We start from the raw sequence: 26,788 nt of genomic DNA, 5'->3' as shown, positions 1-26,788 counted from the left end.
GATTTAACCCAATCCTATACTGAGAGCGGCACATATGCTTATAGTTACAACACTATAAACTGTGAGTTTGATGAGTGATTGAACACAAAATGCGATGATCACAAAAACAGCATAAAATAGAATAGAACAAAAAGCGGCTAAATAGACAGATTCTGCTTTGGGTAAAGCAAAATGAAACACATAACTTAAAGCAATGCTTAAAAAAGCTGTACCAATAAAACCAAGGATAAATGCCACCATAAAGCGATATAACACTGCAAACCGGTAAGTGGTAGAAAGAGGATGTGTTTTACTCATGTCAATTTGCTTCTTTTTTAAAATTAAAGCCAAGTTCTGGATTTAGAACTTGGCTGAATCTATTAATATTTAAATTTTACAGCCACGGTGTAGTTGGCAGGTGCTCCATAAAAGGCTTGCCCATCTGGAAAACTATTCAGATATTTTTTATCTGTAATATTATTTCCATTTGCCTGCAAGCTGATATGCTCATTCACATCATAACTAGCCATTACATCGACTAAAGCATATGCATCTTGTTTGATGAGGTTTTGAGTACCCAAACTAACATCTTGCAATTTAATTGCATCTTGCCAACGTAAACCTGCTCCAAGTTTTAGTTTCGGTAAAACTGGAACAGTATAAGTTGCAAGTAAATTCAATGTTTGAGATGGATTATAGGTACGAGCTTGTCCACCATTTTTTTTATCTTTAATGCTGAACTGAGCATAACCGAATGATAGATTGACATAATCTGTAAGCTGTCCTGCTAAACCAACTTCAACTCCTTGAGAGTCGAGATCACTGGTCAATACTTTTCGATTGAGTGGATTGCCATCTGAACTTCTTAATGGATAATTATTCTGCTCAGTTTTAAAAACAGCAAGTGTCCCTGTGAGTTTATGATCTAACCATGAGCTTTTCATGCCCACTTCGTAACTTTTTCCTTCAACTGCTTTTAAAGCCTGATTTGTTGTTTCATCCACACCTGTTTGGGGTCTAAAAATTGAAGTATAACTTGCATAGCCTGTATATTCAGGACTGAAGTTATAAGTAAGCCCAGCATATGGAGAAAACTTGTCTTTATCATAAGACATGTCTGAACCATAACTATCACCATTACTTTCGGCTTGTACATAATTACCGCCTAATAACAGTTTTAAATCATCTGTAAGATGCAAACGTGTAGCAGCATAAAATGAATCAATTTTTTGTTTGTAATTTGCAGCATCTGAAAAGTCTGACCACGTCACAGATTGAGGTGTCCAACTTGCCCAGTCTGTAGTCAATTGGCGAGGATACCCTAAAGAGTCATCGTTGTTGATATTTGTATCATTAATATATCCAGATGATTGTAGATCATGTTGTTTATTTTCAATGTGACTATAACCAAAAGCAGCTTCGTGTTCTTTTCCAAAAAGTGCATAACTGCCTTGCAAATCAAAATTAAATAGATTCTGCTCGTTTCTTTCTTTACCACCCCATGCAGTTAAAGAAACGTCACTCCCTTGTGCTGTAGGATTCCCATAGTAATAGAGTAATCTACTGTCATGGTCGGTTTTGGTATAATTATAAGTCAGTTTTGCTGTCCATTTTTCTCCAAGCTTTTGCTTGAGCTCTGCAAAAGCCTCTTGGGTTTTATGATCCCAATGGGTCCAGTCAGGATTTGGATTATATGAACGGCTATAAGAGATTTGCTGGCCGTTATGGTCTAAAAGTGGTAAAGCACCCCAGTTATTGGCATTGGGGTTATTTTGCTGTTCGCTGTAACCTACGGTTAGTGTAGTCGAATCCGTTAAATCGGCATCTAAAATACCTGCAAAACCATTTTTCTCTGATGAATAGCGGTCAAGGTATGAGTCCCCAGTTTGTTCAAAGCCCATAATTCGACCGCGGACACGATCATCTTTGGTTAAAGAACCAGATATATCCGCTTCATAGCGTTGAGTATCCCAAGAACCATAACTAATCCCACCATTGATCTGTAAGTCTTTCGTCGGTCGTTTGCGGATATTGTTAATGGTTGCACTAGGGTCGCCAAATGCATTGGTAAGTGCATCTGCGCCTTTAACTACTTCTACTCGATCATAAAAATAAGTATCTGGATTAGTATTGTTGTAATTATAATTTGACAGTGGAAAACCAACACCATCAGTCAAAATATTTGATATTTCAAAACCACGCGCCATATAACTGGTTCGTTCGGTTTCTTGATTTGAAACAGTGACACCAGGTGTGTTTTCGAGAACTTTTCGTGTTGAATTAAAATTAAAATCATCCATCTGCTGGCGAGTGACAACATTTATCGTTTGTGGAGTTTCTTGTGCATCAATATTCAGTTTAGTCGCGCTGCTACTCTTTTTGACGATATAGGATTTGGTCTTTTCGGAACTTTCGCCTCCAGCACTATCTGCCTGAAGCTCAATCACAGGTAGAGTAGTGTCTTCGGCATGTACCAAATGTATTTGAAAAATTGCAAGTGTAATTAATGATAATTTAAATATAGTCGGAGTAGATGGCGTCATGGGAGATAAGTAATGTTAATAATTCTCATTTATTTTATTATTTGTATTCTTTGGCTGCAATTCTTATTTAATAGTAAATTTTGATGGTGGAGACTTTTCTGAATGTAATTTTGAATGTGTTTTTGTAACAGAGCATCAAAATCCAAAAGGTAAGGATTAGAGACTCAAGCTACCTGACTAGATATGCTAAAATGGTTGTATTAAAAAATTCTTATGCAAGGCGATTTCCGTTGTCTAATCGAAAATTAAAAATTGGTATTGTGGTTGGTGAAGTTTCAGGCGATACATTGGGTGCAAAACTCATTAAAAGTTTTCGTGAACAAGGCGTTGATGTCGAATTTGAGGGTATTGGTGGCCCACAAATGATTGCGGAAGGTTTTAAAAGTTATTATCCCATGGAAACCTTGTCAGTCATGGGAATTGTGGAAGTTCTAAAAGACCTGAAAAAATTATTTGCGGTGCGTGATGGTTTGGTTGAACTCTGGACAGCACAGCCGGTGGATATATTTATTGGGATTGACGCCCCAGATTTTAATTTAAGACTTTCTAAAACATTAAAAGAGAAAAATCTTCCCATTAAAACGGTGCAATATGTTAGTCCATCAGTATGGGCTTGGCGACAAGGTCGGGTTCATGGCATTAAGAAAACCATCGATCTAGTGTTGTGTTTATTTCCTTTTGAAAAAAACTTTTATGAACAACATGGTGTACCCGCAGCGTTTGTCGGGCATCCTCTGGCAAAGCAATTACCATTAGATAATCCACTTATTGCTGCCAAACAGGCATTAGGACTTGATCCTGAAAAAACATATGTCGCTTTACTTCCAGGAAGCCGCAAAGGGGAAGTAGAACGGCTTCTTCCTATGCTATTAGGGGCGGCTCAGATTTTATCTACTAAGTACCCAGCTGTTGAATACTTGATTCCGGCAATTAATGATGCGCGTAAAACTCAAATTGAAGCTGGAGTCACCCAGTGTGATACGAACTTAATTCCTAAATTGCACATTCTTGAAAACACGGACACTGAATCAAAAATTGGTCGGATGGTGATGAATGCCAGTGATATTGTGGCTTTAGCATCAGGTACAGCAACATTAGAGGCAATGTTACTTCACCGTCCCATGGTGACGTTTTATAAATTAAATGCATTGACTTATTTTATTGCCAAGTTTTTGGTCAAAATTCCCTATTATTCTTTACCGAATATCATAGCAGGTAAAAAGGTGATTGAGGAACTGATCCAGAAACAGGCGACTCCTGAACGCTTGGCACAGGAAATTGAATCACTCATGGATATTGAAAAAGCACAAATTCAGGTGATGCAGCATCTTTGTATGCATAAGCGACTTATTTCAGGGGATACTCAAGATCCCGTTCAAGCAATTTTAAGTTTGCTTAAGCAGGACACTTAATAAAATGGAGCGATTACCACTCCATTTTTATTCAATAGTAGAATAGGCTTTAAGCACGGAGAATCAGCTCATAACCTGTATATTTACGTACATTGATTACTCCAATATCAAAAATTAGATATTGACCTTTAATGCCCTGTAACACACCACGAATTTTAGGCGTTTTATCTAGGTTTAAAGATTTAATTTTTTCAGGATATTGTTCTACTGGATAGACAAACTCGCGTGGCTGTTCATTTTCTAGTAATTCGACAGATTCATCAAATTCGAGATTTTGCCCAAACTCTTCTCGAATACTCTGAATTTTTGGCGCAAATTCTTCAATAATTTGATCACGTTGTTCAAGCAAATTTAAAGGTTCAGCTTCACCTTTTAACAGCTTACGCCAATCAGTTTTGTCCGCGACTTGTGTACCAAATAAAATTTCAAGTTGACCGGATAAACGCCGTGAACCCACTTTCAAAATGGGTAAAGCCTGAGTCGCGCCTTGATCGAGCCAACGTGTCGGCATATGACTCACACGGGTAATCCCAACTTTTAGTGCGCTTGAATTTGCCAGATAAACAATATGTGGCTGAAAGCAAACCTTGTGCGCGAAATCATCTTCACGGCAGGTGCCCAGATGATAATGACAGGTTTCTGGTTTCATGATGCACAGGTCACATTCAGCTTTGGTTTTAAAACATTTAAAGCAATGTCCCTGTGAATAGGATTTAGGTGTTTTTGCACCGCAAGAGGTACAATAGATATTTCCCGTCCATTCAATTTCAACTTCCTGACCCGGAACAAAAGGTAGGTCAATTTCTGAACGGTCTAATATAAATTTGTATTCAACATTTGCCTTGCTTGCTTGCTGATCAGTTACACTACAGTCTTTGAGCACTGCGTGCATTTTATGGCAAATGCCTTGTCGTTCCATTCATTTAACTCACATCAAAAAAGGTTGCAGTTATGGCTGAATTAAATGTCATCACTTCTATGCTAGACGATTTATCAAGTGAACAGCCCATACATACTGCACTCTGTATAGGTCAAAATATTGACCAAAATAGCGCAATCCAGTGGGACTATTTTAACGTAAATGAGTTTTTAAATCTGCCCTTTAGTCAACGTTATGATTTAGGTTTTGTGGTTTTTGATACAGCATTGATGAGTGAAATTTCAGACATAGAAAAGTCTCAAATGTTGGTCAAGCTGCGTGATTTGATGGCAAAACGAATTGTGGTCGTCAGTCAGCGTCAGGATGAAAAATTACTTCGTGCTTTGGGTTTTACTCAGTTAATTGATAAAACCTCCCATGAAGCAGATTTTGCGTTATGGCAGTTTAATATTTTGACCTATAAACATGTACCAGATTGGTTTAATTCAAAATTTTGGGCAAATCCTGAAAACTGGGATAAATTCCGTTGGTAAGTTTTCAATATATTTTACCTTGCAAAAATAAACAATTTGTCTTTTGGAATGACCCTAGAATTTGGTCTATGCTGATCATGATGTGGTTTTCTTTAGGATAAACATAACATGACGGATTTAACCAATATTGTTGAAATACTGGCAAAACAGGCATTAGGCGGTCAACAATCTTCACAAGGCGGTTTAGGTGGTATTTTAGGTTCTGTGTTGGGTCAGTTAGGTAACAACCAACAGACTCAAAATCAGCCGAATAGCCAAAATCAAAATACAGACAGTGGGCTAGGCGGTATTTTAGGTTCTGTGCTGAATCAGTTTGGCGTGGGTACAAATAATCCAGCTTCAAATAATCAAAACACAAACAATCAAAATACAAACAATCAAAGTTCTAGTAATCGTTCGGGTGGTTCGACACAGGCATTATTGATTGCTGTGGTTCCTTTAATTTTGGCATGGATTCAACAACAGGGCGGTTTACAAGGGGCTTTGGATAAACTGAGAAATGTCGGTTTAGGTTCGCAAGTACAAAGCTGGGTTGATCCTGAGCAAAGTAATAACAATGTCCCCGCTGCTAACGTCGAGCAATTGTTTGATGATCAACAAGTCGAGCAGGTGGCTGAGCAAACGCAAGTCCCTAAGCAAGATATTTATGGCGCAATTTCATCGGTATTGCCTCAGATTATTAATTCATTAACGCCGCAAGGTGATCAGACCAATCATCAGGAAGCCAATCAGGACATTCAAAATGTATTGAATATGGTGTCTGGTTTTCTAAGAAAATAGCAATAAAAACGCTCACGCTATGCTATAAAGGCGTTGGATCGAAGGATTCAACGCCTTTTATGCTTTATACAGTCAGCGCTGAATGGCGAGTATTTAATTCAGTCGTTTCAGCTTCTGAATATGGACAAATTTCAGTTTGTTCAACTATATCAATGTATTCCATATAACCTTGACCAGAATGCATATGCTCATCATTGAGAATTTTAAACTCAAAAGCAGCAACATAACCAAGGCCTAGACCAAATTGGTATTCAGTTTTCACCTCAGCCTGAATTTCGAGGAACAGATCGGCAGAATGATCAAAAATTTTCCATTCAAATGTTTTAGGCAGGAGTGTGTATTCGCCTAACCTTGACATGGTCGGTTTATCCAGATAATCGGTCACTTGAAACTCAACATCGTCAAAAACGTCACAAAGCCCACTTTTGTGACGAATATAGGCTTTGTAATTCATTGGTTTTCCAGCAATATCCACCTTATGCAAGATAAGCTGGGTTTGATCATCCAGATTCATAATTTGATAGGTCATAAAGTTGACAGGGATTTTATCAATCAAGGACAAAGGTTGTTCAATCAGCAAATGAGGCGTTGCTGCGCGGGCAAATTCAAAGCTGCCCATGCCAGCGACTTCAATCTGTTCACCTTGAAGATTAAAGTGACCTTGATAATGCATCATCAAACTAAAATGATCATACACAGGCGATTTCATTAACCATGAGGCTTGACGACCAACATTGATTTGTAATTGAAATTCGATATGATCGTAATGACCTTTAATTTGAAACTCCGGATAATTACCTTCAATGAGTAACTCACGACCAAACAGAATCTTATCAGGCGTTTGAATGACTTCATCACCCACTAATCCATAATGCTGAAGTAGTGGTTCATTATTTAAGCCTGTACTAATAAAAACATTGGCGTGCTGGCGTGGCGAGTGCTGATGCAATAGTGGAGAATCGTAACAGAGTAAACCCGTCATGCCGAAAGTCGCTGAAATATTCAAATAATGGCAGGGCGCAATCAGATTTGGAAAGTTGAAGCCATAACGGGAACATGAATAAAAAGGATGATCCACATATGGTTGAATGATTGCATCTTGTTGAAAGATTTGACGTGAAAAACTATTAGACTGATTGATCAAGGGAGCAAGATGGTGCAATGTTTTGGCGAATAATTCTGCACGAGGCGATAATTTAGGGAGAGAAAAAATATTCATAAAAAAATAGCCTGTTTAGTTATAAGTTATACACCTTAGTGTATAAAGCTCATCCACAGGCTATAGTCCTTATTGAGTCAGATTTAAGTCAGTAGAGGACATTCTTGTTATTTATTGTCTGACAATTTTTGTGCTAAAAGTTGAGCGCCAATCCAGTGTTTTGAAAATTGATAAGCGGCGCGTCCTGAGCGTTGTCCACGCAATTGACACCAACGTAAGCTTTCAGCACGTACTTCATCATTGAATGTTAACCCTGCTTTTTTAATGTAATGTTCAACGATTTCAACATATAACACCTGATTCATTGGATAGAAAGATAGCCATAAACCAAAACGATCAGATAAAGAAATTTTTTCCTCAATCGCTTCTTGCGGATGTAGCTCAGTGTACTGTGGAACATCAACTTTAGTTACTGGCGTATTTTCATGCATAAATTCGGGCAATAAATGACGACGATTACTGGTCGCATAAATAATAAAATTACTGGAACCCGATTGCAGTGAACCATCTAATACGCTTTTCAAACTCCGATAGTTTTCATCTTCTGCATTAAATGCCAAATCATCACAATAAACGATAAACTTTTCACTACGGTTTTCAATGATCTTTTGAATCAGTGGCAAATCAGATAAATCATCTCGTTCAATTTCTATCAAGCGTAGACCGTGATCGGCATATTGAGTGAGTAAGGCTCTTACCACAGAGGATTTTCCTGTACCGCGCGAGCCCGTTAAAAGTAAATCATTTGCGGGTAAGCCTTCTAAAAACTGTAAGGTATTTTGAATAATTTTCTGTTTTTGAGTTTCTATGCCGAGTAAATCATCCAGATAGACTTTTTTGGGTGCATAAATCGCTTTAAGTTGTTGGTCTTGCCATTTAAATGCAGGGGCATTGAAATCGGGCTGCTGATGAACGGCTGGCAAAGTCTGATGAAGTTGTTGTAAGACGGTTGAAAGGGTTTGGATCACGTCGTCAGGTAATTCAAAATGTGCCATGTTTGTTCCAGCATGATGATAACAGCAACGATCATACAGGCTCTTTCAGTATCTTTCAAAATAAGTCCTATTTGTTCCTTATACGAACATTTGAAGCATTGACCTTGTTCAACTTAATATTGCATATTGAAGAAATCGATCCCGAAGCAGAGTTTAGCAAGTATGTTTGAGAAACTTAAACAGGATATCAACTTAGCTCAGCTACATCGTATAAAAAAGCTGGAACATCAGTTAAAAAATGCTGAATCTTATGATGAATGGCAATTTATTGCGCTGAAATTAGATGAAGAAACAGGCGCACAAGAATGGAAATATGACCATAGTTCACCTTATTTCAATGCTGAAGTGCTTTCCTATCGATTTAATCTTTTACAAAAATATCGAACACAAAACCGTGTTTTGGATGCACTTTACCTGTTACAGGAAGGTTTAACTCACGACATTGCCAATATCGGTCATCCTATGTTGTTTACCGTGAGTTATTTGGGGACGAAACAGTTAATCGAGGATTATGTTGATGAGGTAAGCAAGTGTTTAATGTTTATTGCGGCGAGTACCTGTCAAACCCTCAGTATTAAACAAAAAATTCAGTTTTTTGAAAATTGCCAAAAAGCCTATGGTCAGCCTGCCATTATGTTTTCAGGTGGAGCAACCTTAGGTTTATTTCATACAGGGGTGTGTAAGGCCTTGCTTGAACAGGACCTTATGCCAAAAGTTTTATCTGGTTCAAGTGCTGGCGCGATTATGGCTGCATTGATTGGAACCTCACACATTGCCGACCTTCCAGAAATTTTAAAAGGCGAAAAATTTTTCAAGCAGGCTTTTCATTTCAGAAGTTTCCGCGAATTGTTAAAAGGAGAGAGTGGTTTTGCTGATGTAACTTATCTAAAAAACTTCCTGATAGAACACTTAGGTGATTTAACTTTTGCAGAAGCGTATAAAAAGTCTGGTGTACATTGCAATATTGCAGTTGCACCTTATGATGCTTCAATTAGCCCACGCATTATGAATGGATACACCGCACCTAATTTATTGGTATGGAGTGCAGTGCTGGCATCCTGTGCGGTACCTATACTGTTTTCTCCTATAAGTTTGACCAGTAAACGCTATGATGGTGTACACACTCCTTATATGGCCAATGCAAAATGGGTAGATGGCAGTGTGCGTAGTGATTTTCCACAAGAAAAAATGGCAAGGTTGTACAATTTAAACTATACCATTGCCAGTCAGGTCAATCCGCACATCGTGCCATTTATGCAAAATGATCAATCTCGTTACCGTAAAGATGTTTTAAGTTGGCCGCAGCGCATAATCAGGCGTCAGGGCAAATTCGTTGCGATGGGAATGATGGACTTTACCCGTGAACGTTTAGGTGCAGTCCCTCCAGTACGCCGTTTACTTGATCATGGCTACGGTATTGTGGATCAACGCTATTATGGTGACGTAAATATTATTGGTCGCTTTGACTTACGTAATTACGTGTATATGCTAAAAAATCCAAATCCAAAAATTTTCAAACACTTACAGCTTGAAGGTGAGCGAGCGACATGGCCGAAGATTTCATCTATTGAGATTCATGGGCGTATTGGCAAAACAATTCAGCACTGTCTTGAAATGTTAAATTTTCAAAATAATCAACATTTGCCAAAAAAGTATTAATGCTTTCATGATACAAAGATTCGGACAGTTAACTTTACACACCAAACCGAAGCAATTTGGGCTAGGTCGACGACTTTATACGGGTCATCTCGATCAGCAAAAATATTGGCTTAAAGCGCAGTTATTACACGCTGATCCAACCAGCAGCACAGGTTTTTTCAATGAATTAAGTTTTTATCGAAACTTGAATACAACTGCCCAGTTTATATTGCCTATGCAGATCATTGAAATTGGAAAAATTAACTCAGAATCGATTATTCCTCAGGTTCTTGTTGTTCCACATGCAGATTATTTCTTAAAGGAGCAGGTGAGTGGATTAAGTCTGAGTCAAATCAAAGATAAAATCGAAAAAATGTTGGATGTATTGGCTTTGTTGCATCAAACAGGTTATATGCATGGCGATTTAAAGCCTGAACATTTTGTGATGTATCAGCAGCAACTACATTTAATTGATTTTGAACACTCTCAACAGATCTCTTCAGACTATCAACAAGGCATACAGGATCAGCAAAGTATACAGGCAACACCACGCTATATGGCTCCCGAATTATTTCATGGCGAATGCAAAAGTATTCAAAGTGATTTATATGCCTTGGGCATCATCTTGTATGAATGGCTTAGTCAGCAGCGTTTAGAAGCGCAAACTTATCAGCAATGGGCAGTACTGCATTGCCAACAGCTTCAAATTCAACCCAATCATCAGCTTGAGTCTTTCGTAGCTTTGCTTGATGGGCTATTGCAAAAACGCAAGATCTCTCGTTTTTCAGATATTGAGCAGGTTAAAAACGCACTTCACAGTATAGAATGACGAGATAATAAACATAAGCATTTGATTTGTTTTTTATTTAATCAACCAATCGCTTTTTTAATAAAAACTACTTGTCACAATCCCACCTTCTCTATAATATACACAGCCATCGGGGGCGTGGCGAAATTGGTAGACGCACTGGATTTAGGTTCCAGCGCCGCAAGGTGTAAGAGTTCGAGTCTCTTCGCCCCCACCATATTAAGTAAGAAATTTTCTTGCTTATGCATCATGTAAAATTAGGTTTTACCTGATATGCAGTAGAGGATTGGTGTAATGGTAGCATGACGGTCTCCAAAACCGTTCGTCAAGGTTCGAGTCCTTGATCCTCTGCCAAGTTTATATAGATTGAAAGATCCCAAGTTTTGGGGGCGTGGCGAAATTGGTAGACGCACTGGATTTAGGTTCCAGCGCCGCGAGGTGTAAGAGTTCGAGTCTCTTCGCCCCCACCATATTGAAAAAACCTGCATATGCAGGTTTTTTTATTGCCACTTAAAAAGTTGGATGCAGCAACGCGTATGACTTCAATGCAGTTATTTCAGCGACTAAAATGACATAACATCAAATAAAAACTAAAAAAGATCTGAATTTTAATCCAGATCTTTTCAGAAATATCTTTTTTATGAAACGATGAACTTATCTATAGGCTAATTGACCAAATAAATACACCATGATCATTAGCGTAAAGACGGTTGAGGAGACAAGGACTACTTCAACTGATTTCATGACCCCACCTTATTTATAATTGTTGAAGTTTTTTTATACAGCATTTTTCTGAGAGAATCAATGAGAATACTTCTCAATACAATATATCAATAGCAAAAAATCTGCTAACAGTGGGTTGTACAATTTCAATATTGTTGTAAGTCGTTGTAATCATAAAAATAGCATCTTATAAGATGCTATTTAATAATATTTTTTGTTACCTTATTATTTTTTTAAATAAAACGGGAGTCGGTGTATCAGGAATTACAAAGATATCTTTAAGCTTAAGCTTTTAGATGATCTTCAAACTCTTCGCCTAACTGTATAGCAAGGTTATTGCCTGATAAATCACAAGTCACCAATCCATATTCTTTCTTAAAACTAAAGGTAAAGCCTTTTCCATCAGCAAGATTTTTTACTGAATAGCCTAATTTTTCTAACCAAATACGAAATGCAATTAAATTCTTTGCTTTGACCACTTTTCTCATTTTAAAAATCTCCATCTGTTCAACCAATAGATTATTAATAAGGGTATGAGTTAAATTTTTAAAGAGGCAAACTGTATATTAATTTTAAATTGTATAAAATATTTCCAAAACATGACCAAAGATGAAAATTTTTTAAAGGTTTAAAGCATACTACTTAGCTTTAAAAAAATATAAATATTATTTATCTATATGAATTTAATATAATTTATTGCATTCACTTGTTATGGTGCTTTCTCATGATAACTATGTATCCAAATATTTCAAATATAAAGATATCAAATAACGCTTTAATTCTATATTGCTTTTAAGTGATTCAACCGTTAGCCTCCAGCGTTTAGGAGGCTTCAGTTAAGTAAAATATTGCTCTAAAAATTATCTTTTAAAGTACGAATTCTTGCGAACTCATCGACACTGTCAGCCCGTAAAAAAGGGTTGGTTTCAAGTTCTAATTGTATGCTGCTCGGAAGAGTAGTGCGTTGTTGCGCACGTAAATGCTGCACTTCAGTGGCGCGATTTTGTAGAGCAAGGTTTTCTGGTTCAATGCTAAGTGCAAACTCAGCATTTGCCTGAGTATATTCATGTGTGCAGTAGACTTTGGTGCGCGGAGGTAATGCAGCGAGTCGATTCAATGAGTGATACATTTGTTCAAAGCTACCTTCAAATAGGCGACCACATCCCATGGAAAACAATGTGTCTCCACAGAATAGACTATCAATTTGATCAATAAAATAAACAATATGCCCTAAAGTGTGCCCTGGTGTAGCAATAACCTCGATGTTTAATTGATTAAATTTAAAATGATCTTCATGTTGTAAAGCATGGGTAATAAATGGAATTTTACTTAATTCTTCACGTGGTCCATATACAGGCACAGCACAATGGCTTAAAAGGGCAGGCACACCACCAATATGGTCTTTGTGCCAATGTGTTAACCAGATTTGCGCAAGTTTGAGTTGATGCTGTTCACAATATTGGAGTACTAGTGAGGCCTCTGTTGGGTCAATCACTACGATTTCATGCGTTTCAGTATCTTCAAGCAACCATATATAGTTTTTAAGATCATTCTGAACGTCAATAAAGTGAACCTGATAACGCATTTTTTTATCCTACACAATGAGCCAATGAAGATGATGAAAACCGCACGTAATTTTATTGATCATAGCAGATCTTTAACACCAACTTTGTCTTGCATCTGAATCGTTTTATGTCCCAATACTTTTAAGTCGTCTTAACATAGAGTGAAAATCATATAAGCTCTAAGATTTATAGTGAATAAAAAAGGAGCAATGTGCTCCTTTAATTGATTAAAAAATTGATTGATTCAAAAGTATTAACGTAGTTGGGATAACCAGTTGCCCAGCATTTGTACCAGTTGAACAAGTACCAGTAGCACCAGAACGGTTAATAGCATCACGCTACTATCAAAACGTTGATAGCCGTAGGAGTAGGCAAGATCACCAATACCACCAGCCCCTACAGCCCCTGCCATCGCAGTGGCACCAATGAGGCTAATAGTCGCTGTGGTCATATTTAATATAAGTGAACTGCGTGCTTCAGGTAAAATAAATTTCACCACGATTTGCCAAGGGGTAGCACCCATTGCCTGTGCAGATTCGATAATTCCATCATTTACTTCAAGCAATGATGTTTCAATTAAACGTCCCATGTATGGCCCAATATATATGGTTAATGGAACAATAGCAGCCCAAGTACCAATTGAACTTCCGACGATCCATTTGGTCAATGGAATCACAGCAATCGCAAGGATGAAAAAGGGCAGTGAACGCAACGCGTTAATGATTGGATTTAAGCCATGATAAATTGCTTTATTTGGCAGAATACCTTTGTCACGTGTTAGGACTAAGGTTACTCCCTGTATAAGTCCCCAGATTCCACCAAAGATAAAGGACAGAATCACCATCTGGAAGGTTTCTTGCATGGCATCAACAAATTGATCCATACCCAGTGGGCTTGTCCAGAAAGGTTCGACCAATACCGTCAACCAATGAACAATTAAATCTTTCATCGTTCATTCTCCGCTTGACTAATCAGAACCTCATGTTTTTTCATATAATCAACTGCTTGAGCAACTGTTTCAACACGTCCTAAAATTTGTACAAACATTTGCCCAATAACAGTTCCTTTAATTTCAGTCATGTTGGAAAAAAGTATATTGAAATCAATATCAAATTCGCGAATAACCGTTTGAATCACAGGTTGATGCGCTGATTGCCCCAAAAATTGTAAACGATAGATCGTTTCCATGCCTTGATTCTGCAAATTATCCAGAATTTTTCGGGGGAGTTGCTGTTGAAAAACCGTTTGAATAAAGGTTTTAGTGGTCGGATGCTGTGGGTGGCTAAAAATTTCTACAGTTTTGCCATGCTCAATGACTTTACCTGCTTCCATAACCGCGACCTCATCACAGATACGTTCAATCACATCCATTTCATGAGTGACGATGACAATGGTAATCCCTTGATCATCATTAATTTTTTTCAATAAATCTAAAACCGATTTGGTGGTTTGTGGATCAAGTGCTGAGGTTGCTTCATCACACAGTAAAATCTTAGGGTGATTGGCAAGAGCACGTGCAATGCCGACACGTTGTTTTTGTCCACCAGATAACTCATCGGGATATGCATTTCTTTTATGTTTTAAATCAATAAAATCAAGTAATTCTTCTAAACGAGCTTGACGTTTGGCTTTATCAATGCCGAGTAAAACCAGCGGCATTTCAATATTTTCTGCCACAGTTTTGGTTTGCAATAAATTAAAGTGCTGGAAAATCATCCCAATATGAGTACGTTCTACGCGTAGATCTTTAGCACTCAAGCTGGTCATCTCTTTTTGATTCACGATGACCTGACCTTCACTAGGACGTTCCAGTAAATTAATCAGCCGTACCAGTGTACTTTTTCCTGCGCCACTATAGCCGATAATTCCGAAAATACTGCCAGCAGGAATAGTCAGATTAATCTGATCCAGTGCTGGAATGGTTTGCCCATTTTGTGTATAGAACTTGGAGATATTCTTAAATTCAATCATGTGATCTTGAGTGCTAAAAAAAGAAAAACAGGCAACAGTGTGTGCCTGTTTGAGTGAGAGGTATTATATTACTGTTTTTCGCCAGTAAGGTAGTTGATTGGTTCATTCACATCAACTTTTGTACCTTGAAACTTTTCCTGAATAAATTGCTTTACTGGCTCTGAGTGATACAACTCTTTAAGCTTTAATAACTCAGGATCATTCTGACGGCCTTCAGCAACGGCCAAAACGTTAACATTCATTTTGGTCGATTGATCTACTGGCTCATGGAAAACTGAATCTTTCAGTACGTTTAGACCGCCTTCCATTGCCAAAACATTGCCCAGTACAATCGCATCAACTTCGCTTTTTACACGGACAGAAGTTGCCATTGGTACTTCTTTAATGACCAATTTCTTTGGATTTTCGATAATGTCGGCTGGAGAACCTTTTGCAACATCAAAATCAGGTTTAAGTTTGATTAAACCAGCAGTTTGTAAAAGTAATAGTGCACGTGCTTCATTGGCTGGATCATTTGGAACAGCAATAGTTGCACCATTTGCAAATTCTTCAATCTTCTTGATTTTGTCTGAGTAAATACCCATAGGCTCAAGATAAGTGGTTGCAAGTGGAGCAATTTTATCTTTATTGCCTGCGTTAAATGCAACCAGATAAGCGTAAGACTGAAAAGCGTTGACATCAATTTCTTTATTGGCAACCGCTGTATTCATTGAAACATAGTCGGTGAAGTTTTTTACATCAAGTTCAATACCGGCTTTTTGAGTTTCTGGCATTTTTGCAATAAAACGCCAAATATCTGTATCTGAACCGCTAGAGGCAAGCGTAATTTTATGCAAAACATCTGCGGATGCCGTAGCTTTGTTCTCTTCAGGTTGTTTAGAGCATGCTGCTAAAACAACGACTGCAATACTTAAAAAAACACTTAACAGTTTTTTCATTGCTTTAAGTTCCTGATCAATCTTCAGGCTCAATCAAAATAAAAGAGTAAGCCAAATAAGGGGTTGACTGTGCTTGAAATTTAAGCACAAAAAATGTTTTTAAATCAAAAAAAGTGAGTATAAAGATATCTTAATATATGTCAAAAAGAAAAAGGGGAATTCACGCACAATTTCTGATATGTTTATTAAGTTAAAGTATATGAATAGTGATGAAATTGCAGAATATTGAGTAAATTTAATGCAAGGAAATGTTATATTAAAAAGCTCTCCTTAATGAATTAAAGAGAGCCAAAAAGAAGAATTATAAAAAGAAAAGAATTACTTGGCTTGTTCGCGTGCAATCGCCCGATAACCGATGTCATTGCGATATTGCATACCAGCAAAAGTCACCTGACCACAGACTTCTAACGCATTGACTTGAGCTTCAAGAACACTGTCACCTAAAGCAGTGACACAAAGAACGCGCCCCCCTGCGGTGACAACATGACCATCATCTTTCATGGCAGTTCCGGCGTGGAAAATTTTTGTACCTTCCGGAGATTGACCTAAACCTGAAATCACATCGCCTTTACGAACTGTTTCAGGATAACCTTCAGCAGCAAGTACCACACCAATCGATTTACGTTCATCCCATTCTGCTTGGGCAGGAAGTTGGCCTGCAATGCCAGCTTCAACCAGATCAACCAAAGATGATTTTAAACGCATCATGATCGGTTGAGTTTCAGGGTCGCCAAAACGACAGTTAAATTCAATCACACGTGGTTGACCTTCATCATCAATCATTAAACCCGCGTACAGGAAACCTGTATAGATGTGACCATCACGTGCCATACCTTCAACCGTTGGGCGCATGATTTCAGCCATCACACGATCAAATACATCTGAAGTCACCACAGGAGCAGGAGAGTAAGCCCCCATACCCCCTGTATTTGGCCCTTGATCACCTTCAAAAATACGTTTGTGATCTTGCGAAGTCGCCATTGGTAAAATGTTTTGACCATCAATCATGCAAATAAATGAAGCTTCTTCACCTGCAAGAAATTGTTCAATCACTACACGCGAACCTGCATCACCGAATTTGTTTCCAGCCAACATGTCATCAATCGCAGCATATGCTTCGTCATTGCTCATCGCAACAATCACACCTTTACCTGCTGCAAGACCATCTGCCTTGATGACAATCGGTGCACCATGCTTTTTGATATAGTCTTTTGCTGGTTCAACTTCAGTAAATACGTCATAAAAAGCAGTTGGAATGTTGTGCTTTTTCAGAAAGTCTTTGGCAAATGCTTTTGAACCTTCAAGTTGTGCTGCATACTGAGTTGGTCCCCAGATTTTTAAACCTGCCAAACGCGCTGCATCAACAACACCATTCACCAATGGTGCTTCTGGTCCTACAATAATCAAATCAACATGATTGTTTTTGGCAAAATTGATAATTTCTGGATTATTTAAGATGTCGATTTGAACATTTTCGCATTTATCTTCTGTGGCTGTACCTGCATTACCTGGAGCCACAAAAACTTTGCTGACTTTAGCATCTTGCGCAATTTTCCAAGCAAGTGCGTGTTCACGACCACCACTACCTAAAACAAGAATATTCATTGGGTTCATACTCCATGAATCCATAAGCTGATCCTGACTTTTACACGATTCTTGATGTAGAAGACCCTCTTCAAAAGAAGAGGGCGATCAGCTTAAAGCTAAAATAAATTTCTTATACTTTAAAATCAGTCAAATTAATGACGGAAATGACGCATACCAGTAAAGACCATGGCAATACCATGTTCATTGGCTGCTGCAATCACTTCTTCATCACGCATCGAACCGCCCGGCTGGATGATACATTTAATGCCTGCTTTGGCTGCATTATCAATCCCATCACGGAATGGGAAGAAAGCATCAGATGCCATAACCGCACCTTCAACCACCAGTCCAGCATGTTCTGCTTTAATTGCAGCAATACGTGCTGAGTTAACACGACTCATTTGTCCTGCACCTACACCAATGGTTTGACGATTTTTTGCATAAACAATCGCATTTGATTTCACGTACTTTGCGACTTTCCAAGCAAAAATCAAATCATCAATTTCTTGTTCGGTTGGCGCACGTTCAGTCACAACTTTCAGATCAGCGGCTTTAATCATGCCTAAATCCTGATCTTGTACCAATAAACCACCATTCACGCGTTTATAGTCTAATTGTGGAGTACGTTCATCAATGGCAGGTAGTTCGCCGCACACCATCACACGGACATTCTTTTTCGCACCAGTCACTTCAAGTACGCCGTCTGCAATACTTGGCGCAATAATCACTTCAACAAATTGACGATCCACAATGGCTTGCGCAGTTTCGACATCTAACTCACGGTTAAATGCAATGATGCCACCAAAAGCAGATTCTGTATCTGTTGCATAAGCAAGATCATAAGCTGCTTTAATGCCATCTAATGACACTGCAACACCACACGGATTCGCATGCTTGACGATTACACAAGCAGGTTTAGCGAATGATTTTACACATTCAAGCGCTGCATCGGTATCCGCAATATTGTTATAAGACAGTTCTTTGCCTTGAAGCTGTTTTGCAGTTGAAACAGATGCTTCTTTGGCAGCAGGATCAACATAGAATGCAGCAGACTGATGTGGGTTTTCGCCGTAACGTAAGTCTTGAGCTTTCACCAATTGAGTATTAAAGGTACGTGGGAATAAATCTGCTTCGCCTTCCGCTTTGCCTACACGCGCACCCAAATAAGAGGCAATCATGCCATCATATTGAGCTGTATGTTCAAAGGCTTTTACTGCCAAGTCAAAACGTGTTGCATAAGAAAGTGCCGCAGAGGTTTTAAGTTCATCAATAATCGTATCGTAGTCACTCGCATTGACGACAATACCTACAGATGCATGGTTTTTCGCTGCTGCGCGCACCATGGTTGGCCCACCGATATCAATATTTTCAATCGCATCAGCCAAAGAGCAGTTTGGTTTTGCAACGGTTGCCGCAAAAGGATATAAGTTGACGACCACCAAATCGATCGGATCAATATGATGTTCTTGCATCACAGCTTCGTCTAAACCACGACGAGCCAAAATACCACCATGAATTTTAGGATGTAAGGTTTTCACGCGACCATCCATCATTTCAGGAAAGCCTGTATGTTCAGAAACTTCTACGACAGCAATGTTGTTGTCTTTAAGCAACTTATATGTACCGCCAGTAGAGAGAATTTCTACCCCTAAAGCTGCAAGATTTTGAGCAAATTCCACAATTCCTGTTTTGTCAGAAACAGAAATTAAAGCACGTTTAATAGTCATGATTAAATCAACGGTTTTAGTTTACAGATTAAAACAAATAGGCATAAAAAATGCCCACAGGACGTGAGCATTTTATCATTTATTCACTCATTAAGCCGTGAGCTTTTAACTTTTTGCGTAAAGTACCACGGTTTAGCCCTAGAATCTCCGCAGCACGAGTTTGATTACCACGGGTATATTCTAAAACGACAGATAAAAGAGGTTTCTCCATTTCTGCTAGCACCATGTCATAAACTTGTGATGGTTGCTCACCTTGCAATTGTGCAAAATAATGGCGAACTGCGCGATCCACATGGATGCGAAGAGCAACATCAGATTGTGCAGTAAAAATAGGAGATTTGCTATTCATGCGAGTTAATCCGAAAATCATATACCGCTTGGGTAAAGCAGTATGTAAATGTGGTCTAAATAATGAACCCCGTTTTAGATCCTAAAACAGAGGTTCTAAAACATGGAAACAACAGCTTGCCACAACTCTGTATATTGTGCGAAAAATAAGCGTAACAATAGTTTAATATTTGTTACAACCTAGATTCAAAAACAAAAAAGCCACGCAATGCACTATCACTAGATAAAGCACACATGACGACAGTAATTGTTGTGGATAAATCCGAAGATGTTGTAGGGTCAAGCTTTCGTGGCGCGTATGATACCATTGTCTAAGAAAAAATGAGCAAATTAACTGCAATTTTTTTCATTTTTTTTATGTTTTTTTTAGTGTTTAGGGCTGGACTATTTCTAAAGTATAGTCATCAAAGCTTTTTCGGGATTGATTGATGCTAAATTCAAACTTATAAGGGCTATCTTTCGGAATACGCTGGATACCACTTAAACTTTTTACCAAGTAATCTTGTGGCATTAAAATAATTTCTTTATTTTCATACTTGTTTTTAAGAGTCAACTTTAATCGCGGAAGCTCTAGGCTGCTGTCATGGTAATTCAGCAATATGCCAGAAAATTGAGTCTTATCACGCTCAATTGCAGTCACCTTGACTTTATTGATGGTGAGAAAGGTATATTTTTCTTCCAGCTTTTTACAACTCACGACACTACAAGCATGATTAAACAGAGAGCTTAAAACAGGGCTACTGTGCATCATTTTAGGGTTAAACCATAAAATCTGGAAAATAAAAATCAATAACAGCAGAGTATTGAGGATTCCCCAAATAAAATAATATGTCCAGCTATGTCGAACTGAATTGCCTGATGTATAGACAGCCTCTTTATTAATTTCTGCCAAATTTAATTGTGGAAAATTATTGACAGCATCGTGCTGGAAATAATTTAGGTTGTTGAGATAAGTAAGTAAGTCGATATTAGAGTTTTCAATTCTACGATTAAAAATATCTAATAGATTATGTTCATTGTACTGAACATTGGTGCTTGCCAATAAAGAAGACTGTGTACTGCTTACATTTACGGGCTCGTCATTGCTAAATAAATTAGACAATGCATTAAAATTTAAATCACATTTAGGACAACAAACCATACCCTGAGCGACAGTCAACTGAGTCATAGAGACTTTGTATAGGGTCAAACATTTCGGGCAGCGGGTTTGTTTTTCGCTCATAGTATTTAAATCTACGTTTAATTGTTATTGACGCTTCCCTGATATACGACACCAGTTTTCTTCGCGTTTCTCAATGGCTACTATATCAAAAAATTCAGAATAAACACCAGTAACATCAGCAACTTGCTCTTCAATCACACCTGCAAGTGCGAACTCGCCCTCAGTCTTGAGTAAAGTTGCGAACTCTGGCGCAAGTGCCATTAATGGCGCAGCTAAAATATTGGCAACCAATACATCGGCTTTTTGTGATTTAAATTCAGCATTAAATTCTTCAGGCAATCCGACAAAAAGACGATCTTGAACGCCGTTTAATTCAGCATTTTGCTTAGTTGCTAAAACAGCCTGAGGATCAATATCTGTCGCATAAACTTTTCTAGCACCTAGCAAGAGGGCAGCAACACCTAAAATGCCTGAACCACAGCCATAGTCAATCACGATTTTATCTTTAAGATCGGTCTGACCTAGCCACTGTAAGCAAAGAAAAGTACTGGCATGATTCCCTGTACCAAAAGCTAGTCCTGGATCCAGTTTGATGTTGACTGCATCGGCTTCTGGTGCTTCCAGCCATTCGGGAACAATCCAGAATTTTTCAGAAATTTGAATAGGTTCATAATAATCCATCCATGCGCGTTCCCAGACTTGATCTTCAAGTTGTTCATGGCGAATCGGTGCATCAGGAAGTTGCTCTTTTAAAAAGTCTTCAAGTTTTTCCACATCGATTGCTTCTTGTTCATCTTCCTGATAAATACCAGTCACAATGACTTTGTTCCACAGTGGAGTTTCACCGGGAAGCGGTTCAAGCAATGCCTGATCTTCAGCATCATCTAAAGTTACACTGACGGCACCTAAAGACATCAATAGTGTTTCAGTAAAATCAACTTGCGCTTGATCGACAGTAATGTGTATTTGTAACCACTTCACGGATATAAAACCTAAAATTGATATAAACCACTATTGTAACGGATAAAAGGATTCATCGAGCAATAATTTCGATTCATCGCTCGGTGAACCGAAAGTATCTATGTTAATCATTTTCTATTAGTAACTCTGCTTTGGAGCGCTCAGCATCATAACGATTTAGTAAGGTTCCAAACAATGCCGCAAATATATACATAAAGATAGAGTAGACTGCGGCTGGCATTGCCATTGCACTACTTGCCATGATGGTGAGGGCGATGGTCATGGCTAAAGTGCTATTATGAATCCCAATTTCAAAGGCACAGGCGCGTGCCTGAGTGCTATTAATTCCAAAAAATCGTGGTACAAAATAGCCAATCAGTAAACTACAGATACAGAATAATGAGGTTGCTAGACCGACTTGAGTAATATATTCAAGAATATTGTGACGTTCTTTTGCAACAGCACCTATAATAATGAGAACCAGAAAGATCACGGCAAAGCTTCGAACCGGTTTATGTAATTTGTCAGCAACAGTCGGTAAGAAATGTCGGATTAACATACCCAAAGTCACGGGAACAATAATAATTAAGAAAACTTGAATGACTTTAGAAAACTGAAGACCAATCTGCTGACCATCATTCATAAAGTGTTGAATCGCGAAATTTACGATAAGGGGGAGGGTAAATGCCGCAATTACGGAATTAATGGCGGTTAAAGTGATATTCAGCGCAATATCGCCTTTATACAAATAGCTAAATAAATTTGCAGTGGGTCCTCCCGGTGAAGCCGCTAAAAGCATGACACCTACAGCTAAAACAGGGGGAAGTGCGAAGAATTTACAGATTAAAAATGCAATGCCGACCAAGATTACCAATTGGCAAAAGAGTGCGACAAGTACGGCTTTCGGGTGTTTAGCAACGCGAGCAAAATCTTGCAGGCGTAACTCTAAACCTAAACCTGCCATAATAATTGCAAGTGCGAGGGGTAAAAAAACTGTAATAATTCCAGAGTCCATCTCTTATCCTTTTTTGTTTTATATATCCATATATGTATTTGATAGTAATTAAATTTTAAAAAGCTTTAAATAGAATTTTTAATTTTTATCATGCCAATAATTACTCAAAAAAATACAGACATGAGTCTGTATTTTTTATTTTATAACGATGTTAATTTATTAAGGTGCAGGAGCTTTAAACTGAAGTTTACCATCTGCATTGGTTTGGCATACACCATTAAATGTGACACCTTTATAACCATAAGTTGCCCAGTCACCTTCTTTTTTCTTGGCACAAGCTTTAATTTGTGCATTGGTTTCTGCTTTGCTTACGGTTGCTTCTTCAGCGTTTGCTAGCGTCATACCACCAATGATTAAAGCAGAAACAGTGATTGTTTTTAACATGATGTTTTTCATTTCAATACCTTTTTTAAAGTTGATTTTAGGTTTTAACTGTCTATAAAGCATTCACACAGTCTTATTCTAAGAGTCGGTTTTTAAAAAGTTAATTCGTTTTATGCAGAAATACTTATATAAAATGTCACATCTTGTATATTGCTGTAAATTTTGTGTCTTTATTTTTGTAAAAAAAACATGTTAATACCCAGTTTTTTGCTATAATTTTTCGTCCTTTTTTCTTGGTGTTTTTCAGCCATGCATTACCCTAAAGTTTATGATGTTATTGTTATTGGTGGTGGTCACGCAGGTACCGAAGCGGCCCTTGCTGCTGCGCGTATGGGGCGACAGACCTTACTTTTGACGCATAACATTGAAACATTGGGACAAATGAGTTGTAACCCAGCCATCGGTGGTATCGGTAAATCACATCTGGTACGTGAAATAGATGCGCTTGGTGGAGCAATGGCATTGGCTGCCGATAAAGGTGGTATTCAATTTCGTATTTTAAACTCACGTAAGGGCGCTGCTGTTCGTGCGACACGTGCGCAGGCGGATCGTGTACGTTATAAAGCAGCGATTCGTTATACATTAGAAAATCAACAAAACTTAGATATTTTCCAGCAAGCCGCAGATGACCTCATTGTTGAGGGTGATACTGTAAAAGGCGTGGTCACGCAAATGGGTGTTCGTTTTGAGACCAAAACAGTGGTCTTAACGACAGGGACTTTCTTGGGCGGTGTGATTCATATCGGACTAGAAAAATCCAGTGGTGGTCGAGCAGGTGATCCGCCATCTATTGCTTTAGCACATCGTTTACGCGAATTAAATTTACCTGTTGGACGTTTAAAGACAGGTACGCCACCCCGTATTGATGCACGTTCAGTTGATTTTTCTGTGATGATTCCGCAACCGGGTGATTTTCCATCACCAGTGATGTCATTTATGGGCGATGTTTCGATGCATCCAGAACAAGTCAATTGCTATATTACCCATACCAATGAAAAAACCCATGACATTATTCGTGCTGGCTTGGATCGTTCACCCATGTACACGGGGGTGATTGAAGGGGTTGGGCCACGTTATTGTCCATCGATTGAAGATAAAATCCATCGTTTTGCAGATAAAGATTCACATCAGGTGTTTTTAGAGCCTGAGGGTTTGGATACCCATGAGCTTTATCCAAACGGAATTTCAACCTCTTTACCGTTTGATGTGCAGTTTAATTTAGTTCGTTCAATTCGTGGTATGGAAAACGCGCATATTTTGCGCCCGGGCTATGCCATTGAGTACGATTATTTTAATCCGCAAGCATTGAAGTTTACCCTCGAAACCAAAGCAATCAATAATCTGTACTTTGCAGGCCAGATCAATGGTACAACAGGTTATGAGGAAGCAGGTGCGCAAGGTTTACTTGCAGGTTTAAATGCAGCACGTCGTGCGTGGGATCAAGAACAATGGACACCAAAACGTGATCAAGCCTATATGGGAGTTTTGGTGGATGATCTGATTACTTTAGGAACCAAAGAACCGTATCGCATGTTTACCTCACGTGCAGAATATCGTTTGATGCTGCGTGAAGACAATGCAGATCAGCGTTTAACCCCAATGGGTCGAGAGCTTGGACTGGTTGATGATACACGCTGGGCAGCCTATTGTGAAAAAATGGAAGCTGTAGAAGCTGAAACTGCGCGTTTGTCACATCTTTGGGCAGCACCTAATAATCCGATGGGTAAAAAGTTTGTTGAAATGACGGGTGCAGACTTAAGTAAAGAATCGAGTGCGATTGATTTACTTAAACGCCCGAATGTGAATTTTAGTCAAATTGCAGAATTAACCGATTCACAAGTATCACAATTTGTAGGTGAGCAGATTGAGATTGCGGTGAAATATGAGGGATATATTAACCGTCAGCATGAAGATGTGGCTCAGTTAAAGCGTCTTGAGGAAACTAAAATCCCAGCAGACTTTGATTATGACGTGGTTTCAGGTTTATCGCGTGAGATTACTCAAAAGTTGAAAGCCGTACGCCCTGAAACTTTGGCACAAGCCAATCGCATTCCGGGAGTTACACCTGCCGCAGTTCAATTGGTGATGATTACGATTCGGAAAAACAACCAAACCAAAAAAATTGCTTAATGTAGTTTAGATAAAATCTCACCCTATGAAAGTCCAGCCTCCACTGGGCTTTTTTATTTTATGTAAAATGATATATAAAAAAATCTTAAGAAATTAAATGTGATTACGTTGCTGATTTTGTTATTTCTCAGAATTTTCTAAATTGTCTATAGTGAGTTTACATTCAAAACATAGAGGTAAACCAAATGACAAAGAAATCGATTCGTTATAATAGCTTTGATTTAGCATGCTTATGTTGACACCAAAGCATTTATTCAGATTGATCGCTATTTTCTCTGGTATCGGGGCTTGGGAAAATAGAGATCATTATTCTTCTCTACAAAAAATAATAAATTGCGTTTAGAACAAAGCAAATAAAAATATTGAGAGAGCAAAATTGCTCTCTTTTTTATTTATGTAGATTCAGCATCAATTTCTCTTACAGCATGATGAACTTCAATGGGTTCAATATGCAGAATTTTTTTGCCAAAACTACGTAACCACCAAACCAGCTGGGAAGTGAAGGGAACACTAGCGGTAATTTCTACGATATTTTCATCAATATGTTGGATAATTTGATTTTTACTGAGTTGGCTTTCATAGAACGTCTGTGCAGTATTTTCGGTCATAGTGAGCTTAAGATCGATCATTTCTGTCGGTTTACTGTAATCTACACGAAAGCCGAGTGCGCCTGAATCGATATATTGATCAATATCGAAGTTAACAGGGTGCAGAGCGCGCGAATTTAATACATTTGCTGATTTAAAACGGTGCAAAGCAAAAGTTTGCACATCACTTTTATCATGCCGAGTACATATTAAATAAATAATCGCACCTTTTTGTACCAGTGCGAGAGGGTTGAGCACATAAGATTTTTCTTCAGCATGAATATTACGCGGACGATAAACACATTCAATTTGTTTATCTTGAAGTAAACCTTCATAAACTGCTTGTTGCGCCTGTTTATCGACAAGCGGTGGGATGAGCGGTTGGCTGGCAGGCACAATGCGTACACGATTAATCCATTGGCGCACGTTGTTTTGAGTGGAAAGACTACGTCGTGCCAGATCAAACCATGGGTTCATTTCCTCAATTAAACTTGGAGGAAGCAGATGTTTTAAATGTTCTTCTACCATCATAAAGGTGACCGCTTGTGAGCTGGTCATGTGCGGTAAACTTTGAATCGGAGCATCTGAACGCCAACGCCAGCCTTGCGGAACGGTTTTATTACTTTCAATGGGGAAGCGTTGTGCAATCTGGTTTAAATCTCTTTGAATGGTTCGTAAACTAATGTCAACGCCTTCGCGTACCAGCATTTCCTGTAGTTCGCGTGTTCCCAGCCATTTACCTGTGGAAAGCCGTGAAAGAATTTGCCACTGACGATAGAGACTGTTTGAGGTTTCTTTTTCTTGTAAAGACATAAGCAGTGAATCAGATAAAAAATGAAATTTGAATAGTTACACAATAAGAAAACTGAAGCCTTTTGGCAAGAATGTAACAAAAAGATTGCTA

General features: G+C 38.4%; 24 protein-coding genes and 3 tRNA genes. 9 read left to right on the top strand and 18 right to left on the bottom strand.

Annotated elements, in window-relative coordinates:
• Positions 1–3 precede the first annotated feature (3 nt).
• Entirely contained in the window at positions 4–297 is a 294-nt protein-coding gene (locus E0D95_RS03975; RefSeq protein ID WP_130802664.1) for a hypothetical protein, read from the bottom strand.
• Positions 298–359: 62 nt separating this feature from the next.
• Complete coding sequence (locus E0D95_RS03970; RefSeq protein WP_130802663.1) at positions 360–2,522, bottom strand: TonB-dependent siderophore receptor; 2,163 nt, start codon at positions 2,520–2,522, stop codon at positions 360–362.
• A gap of 230 nt (positions 2,523–2,752) precedes the next feature.
• On the opposite strand from E0D95_RS03970, the gene lpxB reads away from it, so the two are divergent.
• Positions 2,753–3,934, top strand: coding sequence for a lipid-A-disaccharide synthase (lpxB, locus tag E0D95_RS03965; protein WP_130802662.1), 1,182 nt, complete (start codon positions 2,753–2,755; stop codon positions 3,932–3,934).
• 49 nt (positions 3,935–3,983) lie between these two features.
• Here lpxB and E0D95_RS03960 read toward each other — a convergent pair whose 3' ends face one another.
• Entirely contained in the window at positions 3,984–4,853 is an 870-nt protein-coding gene (locus E0D95_RS03960; protein ID WP_130802661.1) for a DUF2797 domain-containing protein, read from the bottom strand.
• A gap of 32 nt (positions 4,854–4,885) precedes the next feature.
• Here E0D95_RS03960 and E0D95_RS03955 point away from each other — a divergent pair, with 32 nt between their 5' ends.
• Both E0D95_RS03955 and E0D95_RS03950 read left to right on the top strand, forming a co-directional pair.
• Complete coding sequence (locus E0D95_RS03955) at positions 4,886–5,347, top strand: DUF6231 family protein (RefSeq protein ID WP_130802660.1); 462 nt, start codon at positions 4,886–4,888, stop codon at positions 5,345–5,347.
• Between the two features lie 108 nt (positions 5,348–5,455).
• On the top strand, positions 5,456–6,127 hold the full coding sequence (locus tag E0D95_RS03950) for a YidB family protein (RefSeq protein ID WP_130802659.1): 672 nt from the start codon (positions 5,456–5,458) through the stop codon (positions 6,125–6,127).
• A gap of 64 nt (positions 6,128–6,191) precedes the next feature.
• Here the strand turns inward: E0D95_RS03950 and E0D95_RS03945 are convergent, their stop codons facing one another.
• On the bottom strand, positions 6,192–7,346 hold the full coding sequence (locus E0D95_RS03945) for a DUF6670 family protein (RefSeq protein WP_130802658.1): 1,155 nt from the start codon (positions 7,344–7,346) through the stop codon (positions 6,192–6,194).
• A 107-nt stretch (positions 7,347–7,453) separates the two neighbouring features.
• Positions 7,454–8,341: an ATP-binding protein gene (locus tag E0D95_RS03940; RefSeq protein WP_130802657.1), complete on the bottom strand. Its 888-nt coding sequence runs from the start codon at positions 8,339–8,341 to the stop codon at positions 7,454–7,456.
• A 162-nt stretch (positions 8,342–8,503) separates the two neighbouring features.
• Between E0D95_RS03940 and E0D95_RS03935 the strand changes: the two genes are divergently transcribed.
• The 5 genes from E0D95_RS03935 (at position 8,504) to E0D95_RS03915 (ending at position 11,257) form a co-directional block, all read left to right on the top strand.
• Positions 8,504–10,000 carry a DUF3336 domain-containing protein gene (locus tag E0D95_RS03935; protein WP_130802656.1) on the top strand — a complete coding sequence of 499 codons (1,497 nt, stop codon included), beginning with the start codon at positions 8,504–8,506 and terminating at the stop codon, positions 9,998–10,000.
• A 7-nt stretch (positions 10,001–10,007) separates the two neighbouring features.
• The gene (locus E0D95_RS03930; RefSeq protein WP_130802655.1) at positions 10,008–10,808 is read left to right on the top strand and encodes a protein kinase domain-containing protein; all 801 of its coding nucleotides are present in this window, start codon (positions 10,008–10,010) and stop codon (positions 10,806–10,808) included.
• Between the two features lie 111 nt (positions 10,809–10,919).
• Positions 10,920–11,004 (top strand) — tRNA-Leu (locus E0D95_RS03925).
• A 63-nt stretch (positions 11,005–11,067) separates the two neighbouring features.
• Positions 11,068–11,141 (top strand) — tRNA-Trp (locus E0D95_RS03920).
• Between the two features lie 31 nt (positions 11,142–11,172).
• A tRNA-Leu gene (locus tag E0D95_RS03915) sits at positions 11,173–11,257 on the top strand.
• A gap of 537 nt (positions 11,258–11,794) precedes the next feature.
• On the opposite strand, the gene E0D95_RS03910 is transcribed toward E0D95_RS03915, so the two are convergent.
• The 12 genes from E0D95_RS03910 to E0D95_RS03855 form a co-directional block, all read right to left on the bottom strand.
• Positions 11,795–11,998: a hypothetical protein gene (locus E0D95_RS03910; protein ID WP_130802654.1), complete on the bottom strand. Its 204-nt coding sequence runs from the start codon at positions 11,996–11,998 to the stop codon at positions 11,795–11,797.
• A gap of 365 nt (positions 11,999–12,363) precedes the next feature.
• Complete coding sequence (gene gloB / locus E0D95_RS03905; RefSeq protein WP_130802653.1) at positions 12,364–13,095, bottom strand: hydroxyacylglutathione hydrolase; 732 nt, start codon at positions 13,093–13,095, stop codon at positions 12,364–12,366.
• 233 nt (positions 13,096–13,328) lie between these two features.
• A complete protein-coding gene (locus E0D95_RS03900; RefSeq protein ID WP_130802652.1) occupies positions 13,329–14,024 on the bottom strand; it encodes a methionine ABC transporter permease in 696 nt (231 codons plus the stop codon).
• A complete protein-coding gene (locus E0D95_RS03895) occupies positions 14,021–15,046 on the bottom strand; it encodes a methionine ABC transporter ATP-binding protein (protein ID WP_130802651.1) in 1,026 nt (341 codons plus the stop codon). Before E0D95_RS03895 ends, E0D95_RS03900 begins: the two co-directional genes overlap by 4 nt.
• A gap of 68 nt (positions 15,047–15,114) precedes the next feature.
• Positions 15,115–15,984, bottom strand: a complete 870-nt coding sequence (locus E0D95_RS03890) for a MetQ/NlpA family ABC transporter substrate-binding protein (RefSeq protein ID WP_130802650.1) — start codon at positions 15,982–15,984, stop codon at positions 15,115–15,117.
• Positions 15,985–16,302: 318 nt separating this feature from the next.
• On the bottom strand, positions 16,303–17,589 hold the full coding sequence (gene purD, locus E0D95_RS03885; protein ID WP_130804830.1) for a phosphoribosylamine--glycine ligase: 1,287 nt from the start codon (positions 17,587–17,589) through the stop codon (positions 16,303–16,305).
• A gap of 134 nt (positions 17,590–17,723) precedes the next feature.
• Positions 17,724–19,298 (bottom strand): bifunctional phosphoribosylaminoimidazolecarboxamide formyltransferase/IMP cyclohydrolase, encoded by a 1,575-nt coding sequence (gene purH, locus E0D95_RS03880; RefSeq protein ID WP_130802649.1) that lies wholly within the window; start codon positions 19,296–19,298, stop codon positions 17,724–17,726.
• Positions 19,299–19,377: 79 nt separating this feature from the next.
• Positions 19,378–19,647 carry a DNA-binding transcriptional regulator Fis gene (gene fis, locus E0D95_RS03875; RefSeq protein WP_001086304.1) on the bottom strand — a complete coding sequence of 90 codons (270 nt, stop codon included), beginning with the start codon at positions 19,645–19,647 and terminating at the stop codon, positions 19,378–19,380.
• A 372-nt stretch (positions 19,648–20,019) separates the two neighbouring features.
• Positions 20,020–20,868 carry an MJ0042-type zinc finger domain-containing protein gene (locus E0D95_RS03870; RefSeq protein ID WP_130802648.1) on the bottom strand — a complete coding sequence of 283 codons (849 nt, stop codon included), beginning with the start codon at positions 20,866–20,868 and terminating at the stop codon, positions 20,020–20,022.
• Positions 20,869–20,892: 24 nt separating this feature from the next.
• Positions 20,893–21,789, bottom strand: coding sequence for a 50S ribosomal protein L11 methyltransferase (gene prmA, locus E0D95_RS03865; protein WP_130802647.1), 897 nt, complete (start codon positions 21,787–21,789; stop codon positions 20,893–20,895).
• Positions 21,790–21,892: 103 nt separating this feature from the next.
• Positions 21,893–22,783, bottom strand: coding sequence for a bile acid:sodium symporter family protein (locus E0D95_RS03860; RefSeq protein ID WP_130802646.1), 891 nt, complete (start codon positions 22,781–22,783; stop codon positions 21,893–21,895).
• Positions 22,784–22,942: 159 nt separating this feature from the next.
• Positions 22,943–23,179 (bottom strand): hypothetical protein, encoded by a 237-nt coding sequence (locus E0D95_RS03855; RefSeq protein WP_130802645.1) that lies wholly within the window; start codon positions 23,177–23,179, stop codon positions 22,943–22,945.
• Between the two features lie 237 nt (positions 23,180–23,416).
• Here E0D95_RS03855 and mnmG point away from each other — a divergent pair, with 237 nt between their 5' ends.
• The gene (gene mnmG / locus E0D95_RS03850) at positions 23,417–25,297 is read left to right on the top strand and encodes a tRNA uridine-5-carboxymethylaminomethyl(34) synthesis enzyme MnmG (RefSeq protein ID WP_130802644.1); all 1,881 of its coding nucleotides are present in this window, start codon (positions 23,417–23,419) and stop codon (positions 25,295–25,297) included.
• Between the two features lie 392 nt (positions 25,298–25,689).
• Here the strand turns inward: mnmG and E0D95_RS15750 are convergent, their stop codons facing one another.
• Positions 25,690–26,697, bottom strand: coding sequence for a helix-turn-helix transcriptional regulator (locus tag E0D95_RS15750; RefSeq protein WP_130802643.1), 1,008 nt, complete (start codon positions 26,695–26,697; stop codon positions 25,690–25,692).
• Positions 26,698–26,788: the final 91 nt, after the last annotated feature.

The sequence above is a fragment of the Acinetobacter ihumii genome (genome assembly GCF_900625095.1).
Lineage (GTDB): Bacteria > Pseudomonadota > Gammaproteobacteria > Pseudomonadales > Moraxellaceae > Acinetobacter > Acinetobacter ihumii.
The sequence above is the reverse complement of the archived record's forward strand: the minus strand, read 5'-3'. Positions and strand labels throughout refer to the sequence as shown.

Bases quoted from the DNA above. Each gene is read 5' to 3' on its own strand.
- E0D95_RS03935 (WP_130802656.1), top strand. From the start codon at position 8,504: ATGTTTGAGAAACTTAAACAGGATATCAACTTAGCTCAGCTACATCGT.
- E0D95_RS03975 (WP_130802664.1), bottom strand. From the start codon at position 297: ATGAGTAAAACACATCCTCTTTCTACCACTTACCGGTTTGCAGTGTTA.
- gloB (WP_130802653.1), bottom strand. From the start codon at position 13,095: ATGCGTTATCAGGTTCACTTTATTGACGTTCAGAATGATCTTAAAAAC.
- E0D95_RS03940 (WP_130802657.1), bottom strand. From the start codon at position 8,341: ATGGCACATTTTGAATTACCTGACGACGTGATCCAAACCCTTTCAACC.
- purH (WP_130802649.1), bottom strand. From the start codon at position 19,298: ATGACTATTAAACGTGCTTTAATTTCTGTTTCTGACAAAACAGGAATT.
- E0D95_RS15750 (WP_130802643.1), bottom strand. From the start codon at position 26,697: ATGTCTTTACAAGAAAAAGAAACCTCAAACAGTCTCTATCGTCAGTGG.
- E0D95_RS03950 (WP_130802659.1), top strand. From the start codon at position 5,456: ATGACGGATTTAACCAATATTGTTGAAATACTGGCAAAACAGGCATTA.
- E0D95_RS03960 (WP_130802661.1), bottom strand. From the start codon at position 4,853: ATGGAACGACAAGGCATTTGCCATAAAATGCACGCAGTGCTCAAAGAC.
- E0D95_RS03890 (WP_130802650.1), bottom strand. From the start codon at position 15,984: ATGAAAAAACTGTTAAGTGTTTTTTTAAGTATTGCAGTCGTTGTTTTA.
- E0D95_RS03930 (WP_130802655.1), top strand. From the start codon at position 10,008: ATGATACAAAGATTCGGACAGTTAACTTTACACACCAAACCGAAGCAA.
- fis (WP_001086304.1), bottom strand. From the start codon at position 19,647: ATGAATAGCAAATCTCCTATTTTTACTGCACAATCTGATGTTGCTCTT.
- E0D95_RS03955 (WP_130802660.1), top strand. From the start codon at position 4,886: ATGGCTGAATTAAATGTCATCACTTCTATGCTAGACGATTTATCAAGT.
- E0D95_RS03945 (WP_130802658.1), bottom strand. From the start codon at position 7,346: ATGAATATTTTTTCTCTCCCTAAATTATCGCCTCGTGCAGAATTATTC.
- E0D95_RS03860 (WP_130802646.1), bottom strand. From the start codon at position 22,783: ATGGACTCTGGAATTATTACAGTTTTTTTACCCCTCGCACTTGCAATT.
- E0D95_RS03870 (WP_130802648.1), bottom strand. From the start codon at position 20,868: ATGAGCGAAAAACAAACCCGCTGCCCGAAATGTTTGACCCTATACAAA.
- E0D95_RS03970 (WP_130802663.1), bottom strand. From the start codon at position 2,522: ATGACGCCATCTACTCCGACTATATTTAAATTATCATTAATTACACTT.
- purD (WP_130804830.1), bottom strand. From the start codon at position 17,589: ATGAATATTCTTGTTTTAGGTAGTGGTGGTCGTGAACACGCACTTGCT.
- E0D95_RS03910 (WP_130802654.1), bottom strand. From the start codon at position 11,998: ATGAGAAAAGTGGTCAAAGCAAAGAATTTAATTGCATTTCGTATTTGG.
- E0D95_RS03895 (WP_130802651.1), bottom strand. From the start codon at position 15,046: ATGATTGAATTTAAGAATATCTCCAAGTTCTATACACAAAATGGGCAA.
- mnmG (WP_130802644.1), top strand. From the start codon at position 23,417: ATGCATTACCCTAAAGTTTATGATGTTATTGTTATTGGTGGTGGTCAC.
- E0D95_RS03900 (WP_130802652.1), bottom strand. From the start codon at position 14,024: ATGAAAGATTTAATTGTTCATTGGTTGACGGTATTGGTCGAACCTTTC.
- E0D95_RS03855 (WP_130802645.1), bottom strand. From the start codon at position 23,179: ATGAAAAACATCATGTTAAAAACAATCACTGTTTCTGCTTTAATCATT.